Genomic DNA, 23,169 nt, shown 5'->3' with positions numbered 1-23,169 from the left:
TAGCAATGACTCAGACACTCAGCCAACTCGAACACAGCGAAGCGTTCATCGAACGCCACATCGGCTCTTCTGCGGAACAACGCCAGGAGTTGCTGGCAGCGGTGGGCGCTCGCTCGCTCAGCGCGCTGATCCAACAGATCGTGCCGGCGGACATTCAGCTGCCGGGGCCGCCGCCGGTTGGCGACGCGGCGACCGAACACCAGGCGCTGGCTGAGCTGAAGGCGATCGCCTCGCAGAATCAGCGCTACAAATCCTATATCGGCATGGGCTACAGCGCCGTGCTGACGCCGCCGGTGATCCTGCGCAACATGCTGGAAAACCCGGGCTGGTACACCGCTTACACCCCTTATCAGCCGGAGGTGTCGCAGGGCCGTCTGGAAGCGCTGCTGAACTTCCAGACCGTGACCCTCGATCTGACCGGCCTGGATCTGGCCTCCGCATCGCTGCTGGATGAAGCCACCGCCGCCGCCGAGGCGATGGCGTTGGCCAAACGCGCCAGCAAGCTGAAAGACGCCAACCGCTTCTTCGTGGCTGACGACGTGCATCCGCAGACGCTGGACGTGGTGCGCACCCGCGCCGAAACCTTCGGCTTCGACGTCATCGTCGATAAAGCGGAAAAAGTGCTGGAGCTGGACGGCGTGTTCGGCGTGTTGCTGCAGCAGGTGGGCACCACCGGTGAACTGCACGACTACAGCGCGCTGCTGGCCGAACTGAAATCGCGCAAAATCATCACCAGCGTGGCTGCCGACATCATGGCCCTGGTGCTGCTGACCGCGCCGGGCAAGCAGGGCGCCGACGTGGTGTTCGGCTCCGCGCAACGCTTCGGCGTGCCGATGGGCTACGGCGGCCCGCACGCCGCCTTCTTCGCCTGCCGCGACGAGTTCAAGCGCTCGATGCCGGGCCGCATCATCGGCGTTTCCCGCGATGCCGCCGGCAACACCGCGCTGCGCATGGCGATGCAGACTCGCGAGCAACATATCCGCCGCGAGAAAGCCAACTCGAATATCTGTACCTCGCAGGTGCTGCTGGCCAACATCGCCAGCCTGTATGCGGTGTATCACGGCCCGCAAGGCCTGCAGCGCATCGCCGGGCGCATCCATCGCCTGACCGACATTTTGGCCGCCGGGCTGCAGAAGGCCGGCCTGACGCTGCGTCACCACACCTGGTTCGACACCCTGACCGTTGAAGTGAAAGACAAGGCGGCGGTGCTGGAGCGCGCGCTGAGCTTCGGCATCAACCTGCGTACCGACATTCACGGCGCCGTCGGCATCACGCTGGATGAAGCCACCTCGCGTGAAGACGTGCAAACGCTGTTCGCACTGCTGGCCGGCGACAATCACGGTCTGGACATCGACGCGTTAGACGCGGCGGTGAGCAAAAACAGCCAATCGATCCCGGCCGCCATGCTGCGCCAGGATCCGATCCTGACCCACCCGGTATTCAACCGCTATCACAGCGAAACCGAGATGATGCGTTACATGCATCGCTTGGAGCGTAAGGATCTGGCGCTGAACCAGGCGATGATCCCGCTGGGCTCTTGCACCATGAAATTGAACGCCGCGGCGGAAATGATCCCGATCACCTGGCCTGAATTCTCCGAACTGCACCCGTTCTGCCCGCCGGAGCAGGCTGCCGGTTACCAGCAGATGATCGGCCAACTGTCTCAGTGGCTGGTGCAGCTGACCGGCTATGACGCGGTGTGCATGCAGCCGAACTCCGGCGCGCAGGGCGAATACGCCGGCCTGCTGGCGATCCGCCGCTACCACGAAAGCCGCAACGAAGCGGGCCGTCACGTCTGCCTGATCCCGAGCTCGGCGCACGGCACCAACCCGGCCTCCGCCCAGATGGCGGGCATGAGCGTGGTGGTGGTCGCCTGCGACAAGAACGGCAACATCGATCTGCACGATCTGCGCGTCAAGGCGGAGCAGGCAGGCGAAGAACTCTCTTGCATCATGGTGACCTACCCGTCGACCCACGGCGTGTATGAAGAAACCATCCGTGAAGTGTGCCAGATCGTGCATCAGTTCGGCGGTCAGGTGTATCTGGACGGCGCCAACATGAACGCCCAGGTGGGCATCACCACGCCGGGCTACATCGGCGCGGATGTTTCGCACCTCAACCTGCATAAAACTTTCTGCATCCCGCACGGCGGCGGCGGCCCGGGCATGGGCCCTATCGGCGTGAAAGCGCACCTGGCGCCGTTTGTACCGGGCCACAGCGTGGTGCAGATCGACGGCGTGACCACCCAGCAGGGCGCGGTCTCCGCGGCGCCGTTCGGCAGCGCCTCCATCCTGCCGATCAGTTGGATGTACATCCGCATGATGGGCGCGGAAGGCCTGAAGCAGGCCAGCCAGATGGCGATCCTGAACGCCAACTACATCGCCACCCGTCTGAAAGACGCATACCCGATTCTGTATACCGGCCGCGATCACCGCGTGGCGCACGAATGCATCCTCGACATTCGTCCGCTGAAGGAAGAGACCGGCATCAGCGAAATGGACATCGCCAAGCGCCTGATCGACTTCGGCTTCCACGCGCCGACCATGTCGTTCCCGGTAGCGGGCACGCTGATGGTCGAGCCGACCGAGTCGGAAAGCAAAGTGGAGCTGGATCGCTTTATCGATGCGATGCTGGCGATCCGCAGCGAAATCGACCGCGTCGCCAAAGGCGAATGGCCGTTGGAAGACAACCCGCTGGTGAATGCGCCGCATGTGCAGGCGGAGCTGGTCAACGACTGGCAGCACCCGTACAGCCGCGAGCTGGCGGTGTTCCCGGTGGCCGGCGTACGCGAGAACAAGTACTGGCCGAGCGTTAAGCGTCTGGACGACGTGTACGGCGACCGTAACCTGTTCTGCTCTTGCGTGCCGATGAGCGATTACGAATAACACGTTCGGCAAAGTTTGTGTTTGGGGGACACCGCATGATGCGGTGTCCCTTTTTATTTTATCGCGGCCTATTCTTTCCGGTACGTTCCCACGATTTGAGGAGTCATCATGCAAGCGGCAATCGTAACAGCGCTGGGGCAACCCCCGGTTTTCGGCACCTTTGAGGAGCCTCAGGCGCAGGCGAATGAAGTGCCGATCGACGTTCTGGCGGCCGGCATCAAGCAGCTGGATCGCGCCACCGTCGCCGGCACTCATTATTCCAGCCCGAAGCAATTGCCGATCGTGCCTGGCACCGACGGCGTAGGCCGTACGGCGGACGGGCAACGGGTGTACTTCGCCTCTTTCCGTCGCCCTTACGGCGCGATGGCAGAGCGCAGCGTCGCGTCCTGGACGGTGCCGGTGCCGGAGGCGGTGGACGACGCCACGGCGGCGGCGCTGATCAATCCGGCCTTCGCCGCCTGGCTGCCGCTGCGCTGGCGAGCGGATCTGCAGCCCGGAGAAACGGTGCTGATCATCGGCGCTACCGGCACCTCGGGCAAGCTGGCGGTTGCAGCGGCGCGTCAGGCGGGGGCCGGGCGCATCGTTGCCGCCGGTCGGCGCCTGAGCGTGCTGGAGGCGTTGGGTGTGGACGCCACGGTGGATCTGAGCCTGCAGGGCGAGGCGCTGGCGCAGGCCTTCGCGGCGGCGGCGGGGCCGGGCGGTTATCAGGTGATTGTCGATTACATCTGGGGCCCGGCGACCGAAGCGCTGCTGGCGACGCTCAATAATCACGATCTCTCGTCTTACGCCGGGGGGCGCGGCATTCGCTTGGTCAACGTCGGCTCGATGGCCGCGCCGGACATCCGGCTGCCGGCGGCGGTGCTGCGCAGCAATCAGCTGCAGATCCTCGGCAGCGGCACCGGCAACTTCCCGCCGATCCCGGAGATGCAGCGCTACGCGACCGAGATTTTGGCGCTGGCGGCGACCGGAGCGCTCACTATCGAGACGCAGGAGCACGCGCTGGCGGAGATCGCCGAGGTGTGGGATCTGAACAAGAAAAGCGACGTGCGTTCGGTGATACGCATCGCCCGCTAAGCCCTGGCCGCTAGCGGCAGAGGCAGACCAGGTGAATGTCCTCCGGCTCACGGGCGAACAATTCGGTATCCGGCTGTTCGATGAGCCGGCAGCCCTGCGCCAGATAGAAGTCTACGGTGCTTTTGTTGGGAATGGAGGAGACGTACAGCCCGGCGGCGCCTTCTTGCGCCGCCTGCCGCAGACAGAGCTGGAACAGCTGCTTGCCTAACCCCTGGCCGCGTTGGTGCGCGCTGACGTAAAAGAACAGCAGCTGGCGCAGATCTTGCCGCGGGCCGCGCGGTTCGGTGTCCAGCGCCGCCGCTGCCACGATCTCCTCGCCTTCGAACAGCGCGAAGAACGCGCCGCCGCGATCGAAGCACGCTTCGTGGATCGGCGTATAGGTTTCCCGATCGTGCGGATCCCAGCCGCGCACATCGTAGTAGTCCGGGTAGGGGTGTAGCTTGCCGTCCTGCAGGCGATACAGGGTGTCGATAATTTCGCTGCGGTCGATATCCCACAGCCGGTCGAGTTGCTGCCGTTGCAGCAGTACAGGGGCGATCATGCTCGTGGTTAACTCTCAATCTGTGGCCGGTAACTTTCCGGCAAATCGATGATAAAGCCGATGCCGCGATCGTCGAGACCTTCGGTGACGCGCAGCTGCGCGCCGATTTTGTCGGCCAGGTTGCGGGCGATGGCCAATCCCAGCCCGCTGCCGGTCTGCTGCGTGCCGGGCACGCGGTAAAAGCGCTCAAACAGGCGCGGAAGGTGCTCTTCGCTCACCCCGGGGCCGTTGTCGCGCAACGTAATATAGCAGCCGAGCGGCGCCAGCGAGCGGATATTGGCTTCGATGCGGCTGCCGGGCGGCGCATACTTGAGCGCATTGTCCAGCAGGTTGGTGAAGATGGCGATCAGCGCATGGCGGTCGGTACTCACCACCACCTCCTCGCTGCCGTCGAGCGACAGTTCGACATCTTTTTCCAGCGCATAGGGGACGTGCTGCGCGATGCATTTTCCAATTTCGGCGTAGATGTCCACCGCCTCAATCTTCAGCGGAAAATCTTCCGCCTCCAGCTTGGCCAGGTTGATCAGCTGGCGCGACAGCGACGCCGCCCGATCCAGCCCTTGCTGCATGTCGCCGATGATTTCCCGGCGCTCCTGCTGCTCGCTGACCTGGGTCAGCAAATGCAGCTGCGCCAGCACGGCGGCGATCGGCGTGCGCAGCTCATGTGCGGCGTCGGCCATAAATCGTTTCTCGCGCTGATTGGCGGCGTCGATGCGCGCCATCAGTTTGTTAACCTCCATCACCACCGGCCGGATTTCCTGATACTGCTCGCTGACGTTGATCGGCGACAGATTGCCGGGCTGACGATCGGAAATGGTTCGGGCGATCTGGCGCAGCGGCCGCAGGCTGAAATAGGCCGTAAACAGCAAGGTGATGATGATGGCCGCCAGAATGCCCAGCAGCGGTACGGCGGTGCTCTCCGCCGGGTTGCCGAACAGCGTGGTGCGATCGTTGAACGATTCGCCGACGATCACCCGGTACTGGCGATTCTCGCTCCAGCTGCCGGCGAGATGCCAGTTGGCGCCGGCGTAATTGACCGAGCCGGACAGCACCGAAGGCGGCAGGCGCAGCGGCTCTCCCTGCGTTTGCGAACTGTAAAGCACCCGGTTGTCTCGATCGTAAACCACAAACAGCGGGTGATAGTCGATTTCATCCTGCATGCCGTTATTGATGGAATCAATGTACATGCCTTCAATGGTCTTGATGATGCCGCGGTAATCGATATGGTCAGTGCCGGTTTCGTCGAGAATATTGGCGATGCCTGCAGCGACGATGCGTTGCTGGTTATCGAAATATTTCTCCATGTCGGGGTAATACCAATATTTCACCCAGGCGACGAGGATCCCCCACAATAATAAAATGGCCAGCACCTGGAAAATAATGGTGCGCATAAAGAAGGATTTGAAACCGATCATTTCGCTACTCTTTCTTCAGCAAATAACCAATGCCGCGTACGGTAATAATTCTTTCTTTACCGATCTTGCGCCGTAAATTATGCATGTGCACTTCCAGCGAGTTGCTTTCCACGCTGTCGCCGTGGCCGAACAGCCGCTGTTCCAACACCGCTTTGCGCACCACGGTGCCGGCGCAGCGCATCAGTTCGTGCAGCAGGTGATACTCTTTTTTCGACAGCATCAGCAGTTCGTTATCCAGCATGACCTGATGGTTGACCGGATCGAGATACAGCGCGCCGAGGCTCCAGGTTTGTGACGCGAAGCCCGCCATGCGCCGGTTGACCGCCTTGACGCGCGAGATGAGTTCGGGCAGCGCAAAGGGTTTGGCCAGAAAGTCGTCCGCGCCGGAATCCAGGCTGTTCACCAGGCTTTCAATGCGGTCGCGGGCGGTCAGGATGATGATCGGGATATTTTGCCCGACGGCGCGCCAGGCGATCAGCCTCTGCAAACCGTCACCGTCCGGCAGCGTGAGATCCAGCAGCATCAAATCGAACCCGCCGGATGAAAGTTTATTTTCCGCGTCGACGAGCAGGCGCACCCAGCACAAATTAAAGCCGGCCAGCTCCAATGCTCGGCACAGCGCCTTGCCTAATTGCAGGTCGTCTTCCACCAACAGTATGTTCACGTTATTTCCGCTGAGATCCTTGAGTCGCGCTTATCTAACTATAACGCTGACGGGAAGACAACGGGGAAACCTGCGCTGCCTGCACGTTCTTAAGCAAACCTTAATCTGGCTTTAATCTCGCGTTAAGGGAACGAGGGGGGATTTCAGTTATTTTGCTGCCATTCGAAATCATGGCTGAGGGAGCGAAACATGCAGACTGACGGTTCCCCGCTCGCGGGCGCCTCGCGGCGGCTGATGTATTCAGGCGTGGCGATGCTGCTCGTGCTGTTGATGCTGTCGTTTCGCGGCGATGTGCACAGCCCTGCTCACAAAGGCCTGCATGCTTCCGGTTTGCAGCGGGGCCATCAGGTGGCGGTAACGGACGCCTCCGGCTGCGCGAAATATCGGATTAAAAAGCTGCTGCGCCGCCTGGCTCAGCTCTGAAGCGTTTTCTAGAGCGCCGCTCTATACTCTGACTGGCAAACGGGGAGCCTGTGCGCAGGCCGTTATTTTTATATCGCCAACCAGAGAAAAAATACGATGACGAAAGTGGCATTGGTGACTGGCGCAAGCCGGGGAATTGGCCGCGCGACCGCTTTGCTGCTGGCCCGGCAGGGCTATGCGGTGGGCGTGAATTACCTGCGTGACGAAAGTGCGGCGCGGCAGGTGGTGGCGGAGATTGAAACGCAGGGCGGTAAGGCGCTGGCATTGCAGGCTGACGTGGCCGACGAAGCGCAGGTGATGGCGATGTTCGGCGCACTGGATGCCGGGCTGGGCACGCTCAGTGCGCTGGTCAACAACGCCGGCATTCTGTTCCAGCAGGCGAACATTGAACAGTTGACCGCCGAGCGCATCAATCAGGTGCTCGGCACCAACGTTACCGGTTACTTCCTGTGTTGCCGCGAGGCGGTGAAGCGCATGGCGCTGCGCTATGGCGGACGGGGCGGCGCCATCGTCAACGTTTCCTCCGCGGCGTCCCGACTGGGGGCGGCGGGAGAGTACGTCGACTATGCCGCCTCGAAAGGCGCCGTCGATACGCTGACCATCGGGTTATCGCGGGAAGTGGCGGCGCAGGGCATTCGCGTCAACGGCGTGCGGCCCGGATTCATCTATACCGAGATGCACGCCAGCGGCGGCGAGCCTGGCCGGGTGGATCGCGTGAAGGACAGTTTGCCGATGCAGCGCGGCGGCCAGCCGCAGGAAGTGGCGGAGGCGATCGCCTGGTTGCTGTCTGACGCCGCATCTTACGTGACCGGCACCTTTATCGAGGCCGCAGGCGGGCGTTGAACGCATCCGTAGGGTTTTGACATCCCTCCGGATGCGAGGTATTTTGATTAAATAACAATCAAAATGTAGTTACAAAAATGTATGTTTATTTTGAATGGAATCAGGATAAAAATCACAGTAACCAGCGCAAACACCGTGTCAGTTTTGAGATTGCGCAACGGGTTTTTCTGGATCCCAACCATTTGGCTGTGTTGGAAAGGATCGAGGGTGGAGAAGAACGTTGGCAAACGATCGGCATGGTCGGATCCTGCTTGCTGTTGCTGGTGGCACATACGACGATCGAAACGGATGTCGAAGGCGATACAGTAGAGATCGTGCGTATCATTTCAGCACGTAAGGCCGATGCCAAAGAGAGGGGAAGATATGAAGCGCAAAAATTCCGCCAAAAATCTGGCCCATAGCGTACTCCCGCCGTTGACGGAGGAGCAGAAAGCGCAAATTGCTTCACTGAGTGCGTTGCCGGACGAGGACATCGATTATGCCGATGCGCCGGCACTGGATGAGGAAAAGTGGCAGGCTGCGGTTCAGGGGCGTTTTTATAAACCGATGAAAGTATCGAAAACCATCCGCATCGATGCGGATGTGTTGGCCTGGCTTCAGCGGCCAGGCAAAGGCTATCAGAAACGCCTGAACGCCGTGTTGCGTGAGGCGATGTTGAAAGAGCATGAACACGGGGAATAATGTGTGCCAGGCGGCTAACGATCCGGTGAGGTTCTCACCGGATTTTTTTTGCTGTTTTTTCAGGTAATGCGTTATCAACGCCGGCGGTCTAATTGCGGCGCTCGGTCAAAACCACACAAACGGTCATTAACGGTCATACTGCGGAGCGTGGAATTGTGACCGTTTACCGTTTCTCTCCTGTTTACCTCAGGCGTACGCGCATCATAACTGCCTGTTACTCCACACTTTCGTAATTATTCATTTCATTTCCTTCCCGATTTTTTTGACAACTATCACATCGCGATCGTTGACCGATCGCAGGGCGATGCGCTTTGCGTCCGCGCGCAAAACGCGACGCGGCAAATCGATATCGTAATCAACGTTGTGGAGGAGAAAAGAAACATGCTGCCTGTAGAACGTCATCGCTTTATCACCGAAGTCTTGAGCCAGCGCGGCCGCGTGATGGTGCAGGAGGTGGCGCAGCTGTGCCACATCTCTATCGAGACGGCGCGGCGTGATCTGGCCTTGCTTGAACGGCGCGGCCTGCTGCTGCGCAGCCACGGTGGCGCGGTGTTCGTCGAGCCGCCGGCGGTGGAGAAAACCTATGTGCCCGCCGAGATAGACCAGGGGGAATCTTTCCGCCAGCGCAGCAACGAGGCGCCGGAACAGAAGACGCGCATTGCCAAACGCGCGCTGGAATTTATCGCGCCGGGGGACTGCCTGCTGCTGGACAGCAGTTCCACCAGTTGGTTTTTGGCGCGCCAACTGCCGGATATCTCGCTGGTGGTGCTGACCAACTCGCTGCACATCATCCAGACGCTGGCCTGCAAGGCCAACGTGCGCACCATCGGCCTGGGGGGCGAGTATTCCGCCAAGTACGAGGATTTTATCGGCGTGCTGGCGGAGCAGATGCTGAAGGAGTTCGTGATCAACAAGCTGTTTTTCTCCTGCCACGGCATCTGCCAGGACGGCGGCATCCGCGAAAGCAATGAGCACCATGCGCGGCTGAAGCAGCAGATGCTGCTGGCGTCGGAACGCAAGTTCCTGCTGGTGGACAGCAACAAGTTCGGCCGCCGCTCGTTCGCCCGCATTTGCCATTACCGGGAAATAGACACGCTGATCACCGACAGGCTCAGCGACGACGAATTTCGTCAGGAACTGGCCTGGAACAACGTCGACGTGATTGAAGTTTCACCCGCCGCGAAAAGGGCGGCGCGATAACAACAATGAAAACCCTTATTACAGCCAACACTTGTGGAGAGAGAACAATGAAAAAATCCGTACTGGTCGGTCTGTTTGCCTCGCTGCTGCTGTCGGTCTCCGCGCAGGCGGCGGACAAGCTGAAAATGGGCGTGGTGGTGAAGATCGGCGGCATTCCCTGGTTCAACGCCATGGAGGCCGGCATCAAAAGCGAGAGCGCCAAACGCGACATCGACGCCTGGATGGTTGGGCCGACGGCGGCGGATCCGGCGCTGCAGGTGCGCGCCATCGAGGATCTGATCGCGCAGAAGGTGGACATCATCGGCGTGGTGCCGAACGACGCCCGGGTGCTGGAGCCGGTGCTCAAGCGCGCGCAGGAGGCGGGCATCAAGGTGATCGTGCACGAATCCCCCGGCCAGAAGTACGCCGACTGGGATTTTGAGCTGGTGGACGCCTCGCAGCACGGGGTCAACCACATGAAAGCACTGGCCGCCTGCATGAAAGAGCAGGGCAAGTACGCGGTATACGTCGGCAGCCTGACGGTGCCGCTGCACATCACCTGGTCGGACTCGGCCATCAACTACCAGAAGCAGCACTACCCGAACATGCAACTGGTGGGCGACAAGTTCGGCGTGGGGGAATCGCTGGATGACAGCGTGCGCACCACCAACGATCTGATGGCCAAGTATCCCGATCTGAAAGGCGTACTGGCGTTCGGCTCGCAGGGGCCGATCGGCGCCGGGCGCGCGGTGCTCAACCGCGGCAAAAGCAACGATATCTGCGTCATCGGGCCGTTCAGCCCGGGCCAGGGCGCTTCGCTGGTCAATCGCGGCGCCATCAAGGGCGGTTACATCTGGAATCCGATGGTGGCCGGCGAAGTGTTCGTGCGCATCGCCGACATGATGCACAAGGGGGAGAAAATCACCGACGGCATGACCATCGAAGGCATGGGCAAGGTGCAGGTGGATGCGCAGCAGCACACCATTCTCGGCAACGCCACCGAAAGCCTGGATAAGCAAAACCTGCCGAAGCTGGTGAAAATGGGGCTGTAATCATGGCGATTTCCGGCAATACGGCAACGCAGGGCGCGCCGCTTATCGAACTGCAACAGCTGTCGATGACCTTTGGCGGGCAGCGTGCGCTGAACGATATTTCATTGGCGCTGATGCCGGGGGAGGTGCACTGTCTGGCCGGCACCAACGGCTGCGGCAAGAGCACGCTGATCAAGGCGATCGCCGGCGTCTATCAACCGGACGACGGCAGCCGCATTACCCTCGATGGGCAAACCTTCGGCCGGCTGTCGCCGGATCAGGCGCGCGCCTTCGGCATTCAGGTGATCTATCAGGATCTGTCGCTGTTTCCCAACCTGACGGTGGCGGAAAACATCGCCTTCGAACACAACCTGCGCGGGTTGCTGGGTTGGCACCGCCCGGCGCGGCTGCGGCGCGCCGCCGAACGCCAGCTGCAATCGCTGAGTTTCAATCTGGATCTCGACAAACGGGTGGCGGAGCTGCCGATCGCGCAGCGCCAACAGGTGGCGATCTGCCGTGCGCTGGTGGCGCAGGCGCGGCTGGTGATCATGGACGAACCGACCGCTTCGCTGACCCGCACCGAGGTCAACCAACTGCTGCGCACGGTGGACTATCTGAAAGCGCAGGGCATCTGCGTGGTGTTCGTCAGCCACCGGCTGGACGAGGTGCTGGAGATCTCGGATCGCGTCACGGTGATCCGCGACGGCAACAAAGTCGGCACCTGGCCGGCGGCGGAGATCACCGGCGATCGTCTGACCGAGCTGATGACCGGTCTGAAGCTGGACTATCGCCTGAAAGCGCCCAGCCTGAATAAGGATCGGGTGATGCTGGAGGCGGATCGCCTGAGCCGCGCTGGGCAGTATCAGGATGTGAGCTTCCGTCTGCATCAGGGGGAGGTGCTCGGTCTGTGCGGGCTGCTCGGCTCCGGGCGTACCGAGCTGGCGCTGAGCCTGTTCGGCATGACCCGGCCGGACAGCGGCAAACTCTACCTCGACAGCAAACCGGTGCGCTTTCGCGGCCATGAGGACGCGATCAAGGCCGGCATCGGCTACGTCTCGGAGGATCGCCTGACGCTGGGGCTGGTGCAGCAACAGTCGGTGGCGGATAACGCGGTGCTGACCATTCTCGATAAGCTGCGCGGGCGTTTTCGCCTGATCGACGACTACCGCAAGAATCGCATCGTCGCGGAGTGGATCGCCAAGCTCGGCGTGCGGGTGGCGGATCCGGATCAGGCGGTTTCGACGCTGTCCGGCGGCAATCAGCAAAAGATCGTGCTGGCCAAGTGGGTGCTGACCCAGCCGCGGATCTTGATCCTCGACTCGCCGACCGTCGGTGTCGACGTCGGTGCCAAGGCCAGCATCTACCAACTGATCCATCTGCTGGCGCAGGAGGGGATCGCCATTTTGCTGATCTCCGACGAGGTGCCGGAGGTGTATTACAACTGCGATCGGGTGCTGCACTTCAGCGGCGGCAGCGTGATCGGCGAATACCTGCCGGGGCAGGTGAGCCAGCAACAGCTGGCGGAGGCGGTCAATGCGTAGATTCAGTTTGAAACCGCGCGGCAACGAAGGCTATCTGGCCTGGGTGTTGCTGCTGACGGTCATGGTCTTTTCACTGCTCAGCGATCGGTTTTTAACGGTGCAAAACCTGCTCGATCTCAGCGAAAGCTATGCGGTGAGCGGTATTTTCGCCCTCGGCCTGTTTGTAGTGCTGGTGACCGGCGGCATCGATATCTCCTTCGCCGCAGTCGCCTCGGTGGTGCAGTACCTGATCGCCACGCTGGCGACCCACTACGGCCTGGCCAGCCCGGCGGGCAGCATTCTGCTGGCGTTGGCGATCGGCGCCGTGCTGGGCATGGTCAACGCGCTGTTGATCTACTGCCTGCGCATCGTCTCGATCATCGTCACCATCAGCATGCAAGCGTTGTTGTTCGGCATGCTGATGTGGCTGACCAACGGCCGCAGCCTGTACGCATTGCCGGACTGGTGGACGCTGCCGCGCAGCGTGCTGCCGTTCCAGCTGGGTGAACAGAGCTATCAGCTCGGTTTGCCGACGCTGGTGATGCTGGCGGTGGCGCTGTTGACCTGGCTGCTGCTGAACAAAACGCACCTCGGGCGCCAGCTGTTTGCCGTGGGCGGTGATGCGGAATCGGCGCGGCGCATCGGCATCCGCGTTGGCCTGCTGCATTTGTTCGCCTATGGCTATCTGGGCGCGATGGCGGCGATCGGCGGCCTGGTGCAGGTGTATCGCATGGGGGAAGTGGTGCCCAACGCGCTGGTGGGCGGGGAGCTCGACGTGCTGGCGGCGGCGGTGCTGGGCGGCGCCAGCCTGAACGGCGGCAAGGGCAGCGTGGTCGGCACGCTGATGGGCGTCTTCCTGATCGGCGTGCTGAAAAACGGCCTCAACCTGATCGGCGTGTCCAGCTACTTCATGAACGTGGTGATCGGTCTGGTGATCGTCGCGGCGATCACCGTCACCCACTACAAAAAACGCAAAGAAACCGACGTCGGTTTCGCCTGAGGAGCGCCTGATGGGCAACAACCTGAAATTTCGTCCGGACGGGGTCGCCGTCGGTCTGCTGGCATTGCTGCTGGCGGTGGTGCTGGGCTTTAGCCTGCTGATGCCGGGGCGCTTCTTCAGCGGCGCCACCTTCACCAGCGTGGCCTTCCAGCTGCCGGAGCTGGGCCTGCTGACGCTGGCGATGTTCATCCCGATCCTCAGCGGTGGCCTGAACCTGTGCATTATCGCCAGCGCCAACCTGACCAGCCTGCTGATGGCCTGGCTGTTCATCAGCTACCTGCCGGCGGATGCCGGGCTGGGCTTGCAGGCGCTGTGGCTGGCGTTGGCGCTGGCGGCGGCGATGCTGTTGGCCGGGCTTATCGGCGCGGCGACCGGCGCGTTGGTGGCCTACGTCGGCGCGCATCCGATTCTGGTGACGCTGGCCACCATGACGACGGTCAACGGCATCGGCATTTACCTGACGCGCGGCGCGGCCCTGAGCGGCATGCCGGAGATCGTGCGGTTTATCGGCGCCGAGCGCGTGCTGGGCGTGCCGGTACCGCTGTGGATCTTCCTGGTGGTCGCCGCCTTGCTGGCGCTGTTCTTGCAGAAAACCCGGCTCGGCAAATGCATCTACATGAGCGGCAGCAACATCAACGCCACCCACTTCAGCGGCGTGAATACCCATCGGGTGTTGATCGCCATTTACACCCTCTCCAGCCTGCTGTGCGTCATTGCCGGGCTGGTGATGATGGCGCGCTTCAACTCGGCGCGCATGGGTTACGGCGACTCCTACCTGCTGCTCACGGTGCTGGCGATCATACTGGGCGGCACCGATCCGTTCGGCGGTTTTGGCCGGGTCAGCGGCGTGGTGTTGGCGCTGATCGTGCTGCAGGTGATCGCGACCGGTTTGAACCTGATGAACGTCAGCCCGCATTTCAGTCTGGCGATGTGGGGCGCGGTGCTGATCGCGGTGCTGGCGCTGAAGTTTTTCCGCCATCGCTATCAGCAGCGGCGGGCGATGCGCCGCAGCGCGGCCCAGGCCAGAATCGCGGCGGGCCACTGATCCCTTTTCCCTTTTGCGCAGGATAACGCTAATGAAATACCAGATTTCACCTTCACTGATGTGCATGAACCTGATGGATATCCGGCAGCAATTGGCGGTGCTGAATCGCCGCGCCGATATGCTGCATATCGACATCATGGACGGGCACTACGTTAAAAACATCACGCTGTCGCCGTTCTTTATCGAACAGATCCGCCCGCATACCTCGTTGTTGCTGGACGTGCATTTGATGGTGGAGAACCCAACCGATTTTATCGAGCCGATCGCCCGCGCCGGGGCGGACTTTATCTGCCCGCACGCCGAAACCATCAACCGCGACGCGTTCCGCGTGATCAATCAAATTCGCGCGCTGGGCAAAAAAGTGGGGGTGGTGCTGAACCCGGCCACGCCGGTGGAGTTTATCCGCCACTACCTTCACCTGCTGGACAAGGTCACCGTCATGACCGTCGATCCGGGCTATGCCGGGCAGCCGTTCATTCCCGAAATGCTGGACAAGATCCGCCAGTTACGCGATCTGAAAAGCCAACAAAATCTGCGCTATCTGATCGAGATCGACGGATCCTGCAACCAACGTACTTATCGCGATCTGCTGGGCGCCGGCGCGGAAGTGTTGATCGTCGGCAGCTCCGGGTTGTTCAATCTCGATCCGGATCTGGAGGCGGCATGGGAAAAAATGCTGGATCAGATGCGGCAGGCGGCCTGAGGCGGGGGATATGATGCGGTATTTTCTTGGCGTTGACGTTGGCGGCACCAATACCCGCCTGCTGTTGATGGATGATGACGGCGAGTTTAGTGCTTACCGCAAGATAGCGACCGCCGATTGGGCGCGGCAGGCCGATCCGCTGGCGGCGTTGGGCGATCTTATCGCCCGGCATTGTGAGGATCGTCAGGTGGCGCAGGTGATGCTGGGGCTGCCGGGGATCCTCAGCCGCGATCGCTCGCGGGTGCTGTCGCTGCCGTTCATTCCGGCGCTGGATGCCCAGCCGGTGGCGGCGCTGTTGGCCGATTTGCTGGCGCTGCCGGTGCGAATGGACAAGGACGTCAACCATCTGCTGTGGTGGGATTTGCAGCAGCTGCCGGCGCTGCCGCAGGTGGCGGTAGGACTGTATCTGGGCACCGGCATGGGCAACAGCCTGTGGCTGAACGGCGATTTTTACCACGGGGCGCATGGCGCCGCCGGCGAGTTGGGGCACATTCCCTGGCCGGGCCATCTGGGCGATTGCCCGTGCGGCAAACGGGGCTGCGTCGAGAGTTTGACCTCCGGCCATTGGCTGACCGGCTGGGCGCGCGCCAACGCGGCGCAAACGCCGTTCGACCGGCTGTTCGAACGCCATGGTGATCATCCGGATTTGCGGCGTTTCGTTGAACGATTGGCGCAGACCATCGCCATCGAAATGAACGTGATCGACCCCCAACGGCTGATCCTGGGCGGCGGCGTGATCGCCATGCGCGGTTTTCCGTTGGCGCGGCTGGAGCAAGAGATCCGCCGTCATCTGCGCGGGCCGCAGCCGGCACAGGGATTGGCGATCTCCATCAGCCGCCTGACCGATGAAACCGGCAGCAAAGGCGCCTGTCTGGCCGCCCGGCGCCACCTCCAATTGAGCAGGGAGTACCAGCAATGAAAGGCAAAGTCTGCGTGTTCGGTTCGTTCAACCTAGATATCGTCGCCGGCATGGCGCGGTTTCCGCAGCCCGGCGAATCGCTGATCGCCCGTAACAGTATGATGGGGGCGGGCGGCAAGGGCGCCAACCAGGCCACCGCCGCGCTGCGCGCCGGGGCGCGGGTGCATTATATCGGCAAGGTGGGGCGCGACGACTTCGGCACCTTCGCCCGGCGTCATCTCGCCGCGGCCGGCTTCGATGCGGTGACGCTGTTCTCGACCGGCGATTGCCCGACCGGCAATGCGCTTATCTACGTTGCCGGCGAGGATGCGGAGAACATGATCGCCGTCGATCCCGGCGCCAACCTGACGGTCAGCGAGGACGAGGTGCGCCAGTGCCGCCCGGCGATCGCCGCGGCGGATATTCTGTTGACCCAGTTGGAGAACAACCTGCCGGCGATCGAACAAGTGATTGCCATCGCCCGCGAGGCGCGGACGTTCATCATTCTCAACCCGGCGCCGTTTCAGCCGGTGCCGGACAGCCTGTTGGCGCAGGTCGATCTGCTGACGCCCAACGCCACCGAATGCACATTGCTGACCGGCGTGCCGGTGCGGGATGTGGCTTCGGCGCGTCAGGCGGCGCAGGTGCTGCACGCCAAGGGCATTCGTTTGCTGATCGTGACCTTGGGTACGCAGGGGGCGTTGTTCTCGGACGGGGAACACAGTGAGCTGATCCCGGCGTTTCCGGCGCAGCCGAAAGACACCACCGGCGCGGGGGATGCGTTTAACGGCGCTCTGGCGGCGCAGCTGGCGAATCAGGTGCCGTTAGCCGATGCGGCGCGCTTCGCCGCCGCCTACGCGGCGGTCTGCGTGGAACGCGCCGGGGCGGCGGGATCGATGCCGAGTTATGAGGAGGCGTTGGAACGCCAGCAGGCGTTCGCTTGACGTTGACGGGCTGCGGCGCAGAGGCGGCAGCCCGGCTCCCTTACTTCAACCAGCCTTTGCGCTGCGCGTCCCGCAGATGTTGCTCCATATGGCGCCACAGCTCGGGATGCACGTCGGCGATCGACGCATTGCGCGCCAGCACCTGCTCCAGGCTGATGCCGTTTTCTACCCAGCTCTGGCCTTCATTGTGCAGATTCATCAGCATCGGCATGGTGCGATCCAGCAGCAAGGCAAAGCGCGCATCGGCGCTTTCGCCGTCTTCATATTCCTGCCATAAAGCGGTGAAATACTCGCGCTGAGCCTCCGGCAACATGCCGAACAGACGGCGCGCCGCCGCCACTTCCTGATCGTGGATCGCCGCGCGGGCCGCCAGATCGTAGACCAGCACGTCGCCGGCGTCGATTTCCACGATGTCATGCAGCAGCGCCATCTGGATCACGCGCTGAATGTCTACGTCATCACCGGCGTAGGGCGCCAGGCTCATGGCGGCGATGGCGAAATGCCAGCTGTGTTCGGCGGAGTTTTCCTGGCGCTGGGTGCCCAGTACCTTGGTGCGGCGTTGCACGCCTTTCAACTTATCGATTTCCATCAGGAACTGGATGGCCTGGGTCATTGAACCGAAATCTAACGCGGGTACAGCGGATGACATGGTGTAAACCTCAAGGTGGGTGGGTTGAAGCCTGACGATTGTAGACCAGCGGGCGGGGGATTTCGATGGTTACACGCGTTCACATTTTTATTTTAGCGTACACGTGTACACTGGAATTATTCTCAGTTAAGCTGCTTTGCGTTAATTTCGCACAAAGCAGGGCATTTTGAGGGGTTGCGCGTTATGGGGAAAACGGACGTAGTGAAAGCCGGGAACAATAAGATTGTCACCGCGGCTTATCCGTGGGCGGAAGAGATCGCCAACAGCATCAGCCACGGCATCGGGCTGGTGTTCGGTATTGTCGGCCTGGTGTTGCTGCTGGTGCAGGCGGTGAATACCGGCGCCGATGCGACGGCCATCACCAGTTACAGCCTGTACGGCGGCAGCATGATCCTGCTGTTTCTCGCTTCTACGCTGTACCATGCGATCCCGCATCAAAAGGCCAAGCATTGGCTGAAAAAATTTGACCACTGCGCCATTTATCTCCTGATTGCCGGCACTTACACGCCGTTCTTGCTGGTAGGGCTGGATTCGCCGCTGGCGAAGGGCCTGATGGCGGTAATCTGGGGGTTGGCGCTGCTTGGCGTACTGTTCAAGCTGGCCTTCGCCCACCGTTTTGAAGCCCTGTCGCTGGTGACCTACCTGACGATGGGCTGGCTGTCGCTGATCGTGATTTATCAGCTGGTTACGCGGCTGGAGGCCGGCGGCGTCACGCTGCTGGCGATCGGCGGGGTGGTCTACACCCTGGGCGTGATTTTCTATGCCTCCAAGCGCATTCGCTTTGGCCACGCCATCTGGCACGGCTTCGTGCTCGGCGGCAGCGCCTGCCACTTCATGGCGATCTACCTGTACGTCTAAGCGTTGCCGCTACGTCTGAATGCGTATTGAACAGGCGCCTCTTTTGTTTTAAAAAAGAGGCGCTTGCTTCTTTCGGGTATCCAGCAAGCCCTGTCTTTCATTTCTGAGCCCGCATACCGTTTCTCTAACCTCTGTTCAGGACTCATCAAGATGATCGTTCGCTTATCCAAAGCGCTGCTGGTCTGCGCTATCGCCTTGTTCGCTTCGCTGGTGGCCTTCGGCAACCTCACCGACTACGGCTCCAATTTCGCCTTCGTGCGCCACGTCTTTATGATGGATACCCTTTTCCCCGACGCCACCATCGGCTACCGCTCGATACAGACGCCGTGGCTGCATCACGCCGGTTATATTTTCATCATTGCGTTGGAGAGTCTGACCGCGCTGCTGTGCTGGATTGGTGGCCTGCGCCTGCTGTGCGGCCTGAAACTGCCCGCCAACGCTTTCAACGGCCGCAAAAAATGGGCGGTAGCGGGGCTGACGCTGGGCTTCCTTACCTGGCAGGTCGGTTTTATGTCGATTGGGGGGGAGTGGTTCGGCATGTGGATGTCGCAGCAATGGAACGGCGTGCCGAGCGCGTTTCGCTTCTTCGTCACCATCATCTTGGTGCTGATCTATCTGGTGCAGCGCGACGGGGAGTTGGACGAGTAACGAAGATGGCCGCAGGCAGGGGGCCTGCGGCCGACGGATTATTTCTCTTCGGCCAGCGAGTAGGGCAACGGTTTGATCGCCAGCTGGCTGGCGGCATCGTCGCGCACCCGCAGCTTGCTGTCGGCATCCAGATCGTTGTTCATCACCACCTGCACCCACAGCGTACCGTCGGCTAACTGGCTCGACGCCAGTACGGTGCCGGTGCGACGCCAGTTTTCCCCCAGCTGCAGCTCCAGATCTTCCGCCGCCTGCGGGGCGCGAGCCGCTTTACCTTCCAGCCAGTAGAGCGCACGTTTGTTGGCGCCGCGGAACTTGGCGCGTGCCACCATCTCCTGACCGGTATAGCAGCCCTTGCTGAAACTGATGCCTTCCAGCGCCTGGAGGTTGGTGGCCTGCGGGATCAGCTGCGCGCTGTTGGCGGCGTCGATAACCGGATAACCGGCTTCGATCTCCAGCGCCAGCCACTGGCTGCTGTCATTCCGTTCCGCCTGGTCATGCAGTTTGCCGATCAGCTGTTCGGCCACGGCGGGGCGTGTCACCAGCAGAAAACGTTCCGCCGGCGCATTGAAGTGCAGAATCGTGGTCTCGCCGTCCTGCACTACCGGGTGCTCAGCGCTTGGCAGCGTGGCGAACAGGCCCGCCAGCGCGGCGCGCGCCTGGAAACCGGCGACACCCAGCAATACCGCGTCATTATCGGCGGCGATGGTGACTTTGGAGAACACCGCGTATTTTTTGATTTCCGCCAGTTGGCTGTCCAGCACGCTGCGGCGCTCCAGATAGGCGAAGCCTTCGCCACGGTGGAACAGACGCAGGTTGCTCCACATTTTGCCCTTGGCGTCGCAGTGGGCGCACAGCACGTGTTGATCGGCCGCCAGCGCGTCGATGTCCGCCGTCACCTGGCCCTGGAGATATTTCACCGTGTCCGGCCCGTTCAGCGTCACCAGCGCCCAATCTTCCAGCGAGATCAGCGTCAGGGGCAGATGGGTGGAAGCGGAGGGCTGACGGGGTGGGAATGGAATGTTATGCGCCATAGTAAGTTCCTGCTCAACGTTTAGCTTACCTGAAGGGTATTGGACCCATGGTAAAAGAGGCGACGGGCTTTGCAAACTGTTATTCGCGCCGCGGCGCCGGGGTGCGCTTTTTTTGGCATTTTGCGCTTTATTGCGTTTTCCGCCACAAAGCGCCTTCCCGGCGTGTATGTCAAATTGTTACTCTATAGGCTTGCGGCCAGGGCACCCTTGCAGACAGATCCCCGGTTGATGGAATTATATTGCGACGGCGTTGCCATACAGTGTGTCATTTGAACCCTGCGCTGGCGCTGCCGCGCTGAAAAGAGGTGAGTCATAACAACATGGATATTAACAACAAAGCACGTATTCACTGGGCTTGCCGCCGTGGCATGCGCGAGCTGGACATCTCCATCATGCCGTTCTTCGAATACGAATACGACAGCCTGAATGACGCGGACAAGGCGCTGTTTATCCGCCTGCTGGAGTGCGACGATCCCGATTTGTTCAACTGGCTGATGAATCATGGCGCGCCGCAGGACGGCGAGCTGCAGAGAATGGTGACCCTGATCCAAACGCGAAATAAAGACCGTGGCCCAGTGGCGATGTGATATCCGCATTTCCTGGCGCACCCAGCTGTTTTCACTGTTGACCCACGGCGTTCTGATCCTGCTGATCCTGATTTCGCCCTGGCCGGAAGGCTTTGGCCCGCTCTGGCTGGTGCTGCTGACGCTGGTGGTGTTTCAGTGCATTCGCAGCCAGAAGCGCATCGCCGCGGTGCAGGGCGAGCTGCGGCTGCTGGCGGATCGGCGTTTCAGCTGGCACGGCCGCGAGTGGCGACTGGCGAAAAAACCGTGGATGCCGGGTTACGGCATGCTGTTGACGCTACAGCCGATGGAAGGCAAAAAGCGCCGCCGGCTGTGGCTGGCTTCCGACTGCATGAGCAAAGAGGAATGGCGCCACCTGCGGCAGCTGTTGCTGTATCCGCCGGCGGGTGACGGCGAGGAGTCCTGATGAAACCCGTACTCTGGTTGGTGGAGGATGAACCCAGCATTGCCGATACGCTGGTTTACACGCTGGAGAGCGAAGGCTTCGAGGTACGTTGGTTCGAACGCGCGGAGCCGGCGTTGCAGGCACTGGCGCAGGGGGCGCCCGCGCTCGCTATCCTCGATGTTGGTTTGCCGGATATCAACGGCTTTGAATTGTGTCGCCGCCTGTTGGCTCAGGCGGCCGACCTGCCGATTCTGTTTCTTACCGCCCGCAGTGATGAAGTGGATCGCCTGATCGGGCTGGAGATCGGCGCCGACGACTATGTCGCCAAGCCGTTCTCCCCGCGCGAGGTCAGCGCACGGGTGCGCACCATTTTGCGCCGCCTGCATAAGCAGCAGCGCCTGCAACAGAGCGCGCGCTACCATTTCGGCGCTTTCGTCCTCGACGAAGACGCGGCCACCATCTCCTACCATCAGCGGCCGCTGCCGCTGACCCGTTATGAATACCTGTTGCTGAAGACACTGTTGTTGGCGCCTGGACGGGTGTTCTCGCGGCAGCAACTGATGGAAAGCGTTTGGGCGCAGGCGGAAGAAAGCCTGGAGCGCACCGTCGATACCCACATAAAAACCCTGCGCGCCAAGCTGCGTGCGGTTGAACCCGGTGAGCCGCCGATCCACACCCACCGCGGATTGGGCTACAGCGTGAGCCGCCAGCCATGAAAATTGGCCTGCGCCTGCTGCTGGGATATTTCCTGATTGTGGCGGTGGCCGGGTACTTCGTGCTGAGCATTTTCGTCCAGGAAGTGAAGCCCGGCGTGCGGCGCGCCACCGAAGGCACGCTGGTGGATACCGCCAATCTGCTGGCGCAGATCGCCCGTCAGGACATGCAGCGCGGCGATGCGGCGCATGGCCAACTGGCGCAGGCGTTTACGCAGCTGAACCAGCGGCCGATCGGCGCCAATATCTCCGGCATCCGCAAGGATCGCAGCGAATACCACGTCTATCTTACCGATGCGCGAGGCAAGGTCATCTTCGATTCCGCCGGCCGCGCGCAGGGGCAGGATTATTCCCGCTGGAATGACGTTTATCGGACGCTGCGCGGCCAATACGGCGCCCGCAGCACCCGCAGCGACCCGCAGGATGAAAACAGTTCGGTGATGTATGTGGCCGCGCCGGTGATAGAACAAGGGCATATTATCGGCGTGCTTACCGTGGGCAAGCCCAACAGCACCATGGCGCCGGTGATCAAACGCAGCGAACGGCGCATTTTGTGGGCCGGCGCATTGCTGCTGGGGATCGCGCTGCTGATCGGGGCGGCGTTCGTCTGGTGGATCAACCGTTCCATAGGCCGGCTGGTGCGTTATGCCGACGGGGTGGCGCAAGGGGAAACCGCGCCGTTGCCCAAAGTGGGCGGCCGGGAATTGACGCAGCTGGCGCAGGCGTTGGAGAGCATGCGTCTGAAGCTGGAAGGCAAAGCTTATATCGAACAGTATGCACATACCCTGACGCATGAGCTGAAAAGCCCGCTGGCGGCGATCCGGGGGGCGGCGGAGCTGTTGCAGGAGCTGCCACCGCCGGAGACAGCCCGGCGCTTTCTCACCAATATTGAGCAGCAAAGCGCACGTATCCAGCAACTGGTGGACAAACTGCTGGTGCAGGCGCGGCTGGAGAGCCGGCCAGAAATGGAGACCGCGCCCCTCGCGATCGCGGCGCTGATCGGCCAGACGGTGGCGGGCAAAGAGGCGCAGGCGACGCAGCGCGGCGTCAGATTGCAACTGGAGGCGTTGGCGGAGGTGACGCTGAACGGCGATGCGTTGCTGATCAGCCAGGCGCTGACCAACCTGCTGGACAACGCGATCGACTTTACCCCGCCGGGCGGTTGCGTCAGCGTGCGAGGCGAACGGCGGGAACAGCGTTATTGCATCAGCGTTTGCGATGACGGCAGCGGCATTCCGGACTATGCGCTCGATAAGGTGTTTGAGCGTTTTTATTCGCTGCCGCGCGCCGAACGGCCGAAAAGCAGCGGGCTGGGCCTGAACTTCGTGCAGGAGGTCGCGCGTCTGCATCATGGCGGCATTCACCTGCGCAACCGCCGGCCGCACGGGGTGGAAGCGACTTTCATTTTATCGCTGTGACTTCACCTTCCCTTCACATAACCACATTCTGATTTCA

The 23,169-nt window shown here is 61.6% G+C and carries 25 protein-coding genes; 20 read left to right on the top strand and 5 right to left on the bottom strand.

The genetic code is table 11. From position 1 onward, the window contains the following. Positions 1-5: 5 nt before the first annotated feature. Positions 6-2,885 carry an aminomethyl-transferring glycine dehydrogenase gene (gcvP, locus tag AC2CGQ_RS13900; protein WP_015378983.1) on the top strand — a complete coding sequence of 960 codons (2,880 nt, stop codon included), beginning with the start codon at positions 6-8 and terminating at the stop codon, positions 2,883-2,885. Between the two features lie 108 nt (positions 2,886-2,993). After that, a complete protein-coding gene (locus AC2CGQ_RS13895; protein WP_021505720.1) occupies positions 2,994-3,959 on the top strand; it encodes a quinone oxidoreductase family protein in 966 nt (321 codons plus the stop codon). 10 nt (positions 3,960-3,969) lie between these two features. Here the strand turns inward: AC2CGQ_RS13895 and AC2CGQ_RS13890 are convergent, their stop codons facing one another. The 3 genes from AC2CGQ_RS13890 to AC2CGQ_RS13880 are packed head-to-tail and all read right to left on the bottom strand — an operon-like array spanning position 3,970 to position 6,579. Continuing rightward, the gene (locus AC2CGQ_RS13890) at positions 3,970-4,497 is read right to left on the bottom strand and encodes a GNAT family N-acetyltransferase (RefSeq protein ID WP_031300620.1); all 528 of its coding nucleotides are present in this window, start codon (positions 4,495-4,497) and stop codon (positions 3,970-3,972) included. 11 nt (positions 4,498-4,508) lie between these two features. Next, positions 4,509-5,915 (bottom strand): ATP-binding protein, encoded by a 1,407-nt coding sequence (locus tag AC2CGQ_RS13885; protein WP_021505718.1) that lies wholly within the window; start codon positions 5,913-5,915, stop codon positions 4,509-4,511. Positions 5,916-5,919: 4 nt separating this feature from the next. Beyond that, positions 5,920-6,579 carry a response regulator gene (locus AC2CGQ_RS13880; protein WP_031300618.1) on the bottom strand — a complete coding sequence of 220 codons (660 nt, stop codon included), beginning with the start codon at positions 6,577-6,579 and terminating at the stop codon, positions 5,920-5,922. Between the two features lie 189 nt (positions 6,580-6,768). Here AC2CGQ_RS13880 and AC2CGQ_RS13875 point away from each other — a divergent pair, with 189 nt between their 5' ends. The 12 genes from AC2CGQ_RS13875 (at position 6,769) to rbsK (ending at position 16,846) form a co-directional block, all read left to right on the top strand. After that, positions 6,769-7,002: a hypothetical protein gene (locus AC2CGQ_RS13875; RefSeq protein ID WP_004931645.1), complete on the top strand. Its 234-nt coding sequence runs from the start codon at positions 6,769-6,771 to the stop codon at positions 7,000-7,002. 96 nt (positions 7,003-7,098) lie between these two features. Further along, the gene (locus tag AC2CGQ_RS13870) at positions 7,099-7,845 is read left to right on the top strand and encodes an SDR family oxidoreductase (protein ID WP_031300616.1); all 747 of its coding nucleotides are present in this window, start codon (positions 7,099-7,101) and stop codon (positions 7,843-7,845) included. A gap of 77 nt (positions 7,846-7,922) precedes the next feature. After that, positions 7,923-8,246 (top strand): BrnT family toxin, encoded by a 324-nt coding sequence (locus AC2CGQ_RS13865; protein ID WP_072056098.1) that lies wholly within the window; start codon positions 7,923-7,925, stop codon positions 8,244-8,246. Next, positions 8,209-8,526 (top strand): BrnA antitoxin family protein, encoded by a 318-nt coding sequence (locus tag AC2CGQ_RS13860; RefSeq protein ID WP_004931651.1) that lies wholly within the window; start codon positions 8,209-8,211, stop codon positions 8,524-8,526. Before AC2CGQ_RS13865 ends, AC2CGQ_RS13860 begins: the two co-directional genes overlap by 38 nt. A gap of 381 nt (positions 8,527-8,907) precedes the next feature. After that, the gene (locus AC2CGQ_RS13855; RefSeq protein ID WP_004931653.1) at positions 8,908-9,726 is read left to right on the top strand and encodes a DeoR/GlpR family DNA-binding transcription regulator; all 819 of its coding nucleotides are present in this window, start codon (positions 8,908-8,910) and stop codon (positions 9,724-9,726) included. 47 nt (positions 9,727-9,773) lie between these two features. Further along, positions 9,774-10,757, top strand: coding sequence for a substrate-binding domain-containing protein (locus tag AC2CGQ_RS13850; RefSeq protein WP_015378977.1), 984 nt, complete (start codon positions 9,774-9,776; stop codon positions 10,755-10,757). A 2-nt stretch (positions 10,758-10,759) separates the two neighbouring features. Beyond that, positions 10,760-12,277 carry a sugar ABC transporter ATP-binding protein gene (locus tag AC2CGQ_RS13845; protein ID WP_021505711.1) on the top strand — a complete coding sequence of 506 codons (1,518 nt, stop codon included), beginning with the start codon at positions 10,760-10,762 and terminating at the stop codon, positions 12,275-12,277. Further along, positions 12,270-13,256, top strand: a complete 987-nt coding sequence (locus AC2CGQ_RS13840; RefSeq protein WP_021505710.1) for an ABC transporter permease — start codon at positions 12,270-12,272, stop codon at positions 13,254-13,256. The genes AC2CGQ_RS13845 and AC2CGQ_RS13840 overlap by 8 nt, the downstream gene beginning before the upstream one ends. A gap of 10 nt (positions 13,257-13,266) precedes the next feature. Then, entirely contained in the window at positions 13,267-14,301 is a 1,035-nt protein-coding gene (locus tag AC2CGQ_RS13835; RefSeq protein ID WP_021505709.1) for an ABC transporter permease, read from the top strand. A 31-nt stretch (positions 14,302-14,332) separates the two neighbouring features. After that, positions 14,333-15,004: a D-allulose 6-phosphate 3-epimerase gene (gene alsE, locus AC2CGQ_RS13830; RefSeq protein WP_021505708.1), complete on the top strand. Its 672-nt coding sequence runs from the start codon at positions 14,333-14,335 to the stop codon at positions 15,002-15,004. A 10-nt stretch (positions 15,005-15,014) separates the two neighbouring features. Beyond that, entirely contained in the window at positions 15,015-15,923 is a 909-nt protein-coding gene (gene alsK / locus AC2CGQ_RS13825) for an allose kinase (RefSeq protein ID WP_021505707.1), read from the top strand. Continuing rightward, positions 15,920-16,846, top strand: coding sequence for a ribokinase (gene rbsK, locus AC2CGQ_RS13820; protein WP_021505706.1), 927 nt, complete (start codon positions 15,920-15,922; stop codon positions 16,844-16,846). The genes alsK and rbsK overlap by 4 nt, the downstream gene beginning before the upstream one ends. Before the next feature lie 40 nt (positions 16,847-16,886). On the opposite strand, the gene AC2CGQ_RS13815 is transcribed toward rbsK, so the two are convergent. Beyond that, the gene (locus tag AC2CGQ_RS13815) at positions 16,887-17,495 is read right to left on the bottom strand and encodes an HD domain-containing protein (RefSeq protein WP_004931670.1); all 609 of its coding nucleotides are present in this window, start codon (positions 17,493-17,495) and stop codon (positions 16,887-16,889) included. Positions 17,496-17,678: 183 nt separating this feature from the next. Between AC2CGQ_RS13815 and trhA the strand changes: the two genes are divergently transcribed. Beyond that, positions 17,679-18,353 (top strand): PAQR family membrane homeostasis protein TrhA, encoded by a 675-nt coding sequence (gene trhA, locus AC2CGQ_RS13810; RefSeq protein WP_021505704.1) that lies wholly within the window; start codon positions 17,679-17,681, stop codon positions 18,351-18,353. 150 nt (positions 18,354-18,503) lie between these two features. Continuing rightward, on the top strand, positions 18,504-19,001 hold the full coding sequence (locus AC2CGQ_RS13805; protein ID WP_044030541.1) for a DUF2165 family protein: 498 nt from the start codon (positions 18,504-18,506) through the stop codon (positions 18,999-19,001). 38 nt (positions 19,002-19,039) lie between these two features. Here AC2CGQ_RS13805 and ygfZ read toward each other — a convergent pair whose 3' ends face one another. Further along, positions 19,040-20,032 (bottom strand): tRNA-modifying protein YgfZ, encoded by a 993-nt coding sequence (ygfZ, locus tag AC2CGQ_RS13800; RefSeq protein ID WP_044030542.1) that lies wholly within the window; start codon positions 20,030-20,032, stop codon positions 19,040-19,042. A gap of 320 nt (positions 20,033-20,352) precedes the next feature. On the opposite strand from ygfZ, the gene sdhE reads away from it, so the two are divergent. From sdhE to creC, 4 genes are read left to right on the top strand one after another with little or no spacing between them, the layout of a single operon-like run. Continuing rightward, positions 20,353-20,619 (top strand): FAD assembly factor SdhE, encoded by a 267-nt coding sequence (gene sdhE, locus AC2CGQ_RS13795; RefSeq protein ID WP_004931679.1) that lies wholly within the window; start codon positions 20,353-20,355, stop codon positions 20,617-20,619. Next, positions 20,600-21,022 (top strand): protein YgfX, encoded by a 423-nt coding sequence (locus tag AC2CGQ_RS13790; RefSeq protein ID WP_033632171.1) that lies wholly within the window; start codon positions 20,600-20,602, stop codon positions 21,020-21,022. The genes sdhE and AC2CGQ_RS13790 overlap by 20 nt, the downstream gene beginning before the upstream one ends. Further along, positions 21,022-21,717, top strand: a complete 696-nt coding sequence (gene creB, locus AC2CGQ_RS13785; protein ID WP_033632172.1) for a two-component system response regulator CreB — start codon at positions 21,022-21,024, stop codon at positions 21,715-21,717. Before AC2CGQ_RS13790 ends, creB begins: the two co-directional genes overlap by 1 nt. Next, positions 21,714-23,132 (top strand): two-component system sensor histidine kinase CreC, encoded by a 1,419-nt coding sequence (gene creC / locus AC2CGQ_RS13780; protein WP_033632173.1) that lies wholly within the window; start codon positions 21,714-21,716, stop codon positions 23,130-23,132. Before creB ends, creC begins: the two co-directional genes overlap by 4 nt. Positions 23,133-23,169 lie beyond the last annotated feature (37 nt).

This window comes from Serratia sp. DFXYC6 (assembly GCF_057196085.1).
Note: the sequence above shows the minus strand (reverse complement) of the source record. Positions and strands in the feature narration are given on the sequence as shown.

Bases quoted from the DNA above. Each gene is read 5' to 3' on its own strand.
- ygfZ (WP_044030542.1), bottom strand. From the start codon at position 20,032: ATGGCGCATAACATTCCATTCCCACCCCGTCAGCCCTCCGCTTCCACC.
- trhA (WP_021505704.1), top strand. From the start codon at position 17,679: ATGGGGAAAACGGACGTAGTGAAAGCCGGGAACAATAAGATTGTCACC.
- AC2CGQ_RS13875 (WP_004931645.1), top strand. From the start codon at position 6,769: ATGCAGACTGACGGTTCCCCGCTCGCGGGCGCCTCGCGGCGGCTGATG.
- creC (WP_033632173.1), top strand. From the start codon at position 21,714: ATGAAAATTGGCCTGCGCCTGCTGCTGGGATATTTCCTGATTGTGGCG.
- alsE (WP_021505708.1), top strand. From the start codon at position 14,333: ATGAAATACCAGATTTCACCTTCACTGATGTGCATGAACCTGATGGAT.
- AC2CGQ_RS13840 (WP_021505710.1), top strand. From the start codon at position 12,270: ATGCGTAGATTCAGTTTGAAACCGCGCGGCAACGAAGGCTATCTGGCC.
- AC2CGQ_RS13855 (WP_004931653.1), top strand. From the start codon at position 8,908: ATGCTGCCTGTAGAACGTCATCGCTTTATCACCGAAGTCTTGAGCCAG.
- AC2CGQ_RS13860 (WP_004931651.1), top strand. From the start codon at position 8,209: ATGAAGCGCAAAAATTCCGCCAAAAATCTGGCCCATAGCGTACTCCCG.
- AC2CGQ_RS13865 (WP_072056098.1), top strand. From the start codon at position 7,923: ATGTATGTTTATTTTGAATGGAATCAGGATAAAAATCACAGTAACCAG.
- AC2CGQ_RS13835 (WP_021505709.1), top strand. From the start codon at position 13,267: ATGGGCAACAACCTGAAATTTCGTCCGGACGGGGTCGCCGTCGGTCTG.
- AC2CGQ_RS13845 (WP_021505711.1), top strand. From the start codon at position 10,760: ATGGCGATTTCCGGCAATACGGCAACGCAGGGCGCGCCGCTTATCGAA.
- sdhE (WP_004931679.1), top strand. From the start codon at position 20,353: ATGGATATTAACAACAAAGCACGTATTCACTGGGCTTGCCGCCGTGGC.
- gcvP (WP_015378983.1), top strand. From the start codon at position 6: ATGACTCAGACACTCAGCCAACTCGAACACAGCGAAGCGTTCATCGAA.
- rbsK (WP_021505706.1), top strand. From the start codon at position 15,920: ATGAAAGGCAAAGTCTGCGTGTTCGGTTCGTTCAACCTAGATATCGTC.
- AC2CGQ_RS13850 (WP_015378977.1), top strand. From the start codon at position 9,774: ATGAAAAAATCCGTACTGGTCGGTCTGTTTGCCTCGCTGCTGCTGTCG.
- AC2CGQ_RS13870 (WP_031300616.1), top strand. From the start codon at position 7,099: ATGACGAAAGTGGCATTGGTGACTGGCGCAAGCCGGGGAATTGGCCGC.
- AC2CGQ_RS13815 (WP_004931670.1), bottom strand. From the start codon at position 17,495: ATGTCATCCGCTGTACCCGCGTTAGATTTCGGTTCAATGACCCAGGCC.
- creB (WP_033632172.1), top strand. From the start codon at position 21,022: ATGAAACCCGTACTCTGGTTGGTGGAGGATGAACCCAGCATTGCCGAT.
- AC2CGQ_RS13885 (WP_021505718.1), bottom strand. From the start codon at position 5,915: ATGATCGGTTTCAAATCCTTCTTTATGCGCACCATTATTTTCCAGGTG.
- AC2CGQ_RS13895 (WP_021505720.1), top strand. From the start codon at position 2,994: ATGCAAGCGGCAATCGTAACAGCGCTGGGGCAACCCCCGGTTTTCGGC.
- AC2CGQ_RS13805 (WP_044030541.1), top strand. From the start codon at position 18,504: ATGATCGTTCGCTTATCCAAAGCGCTGCTGGTCTGCGCTATCGCCTTG.
- alsK (WP_021505707.1), top strand. From the start codon at position 15,015: ATGATGCGGTATTTTCTTGGCGTTGACGTTGGCGGCACCAATACCCGC.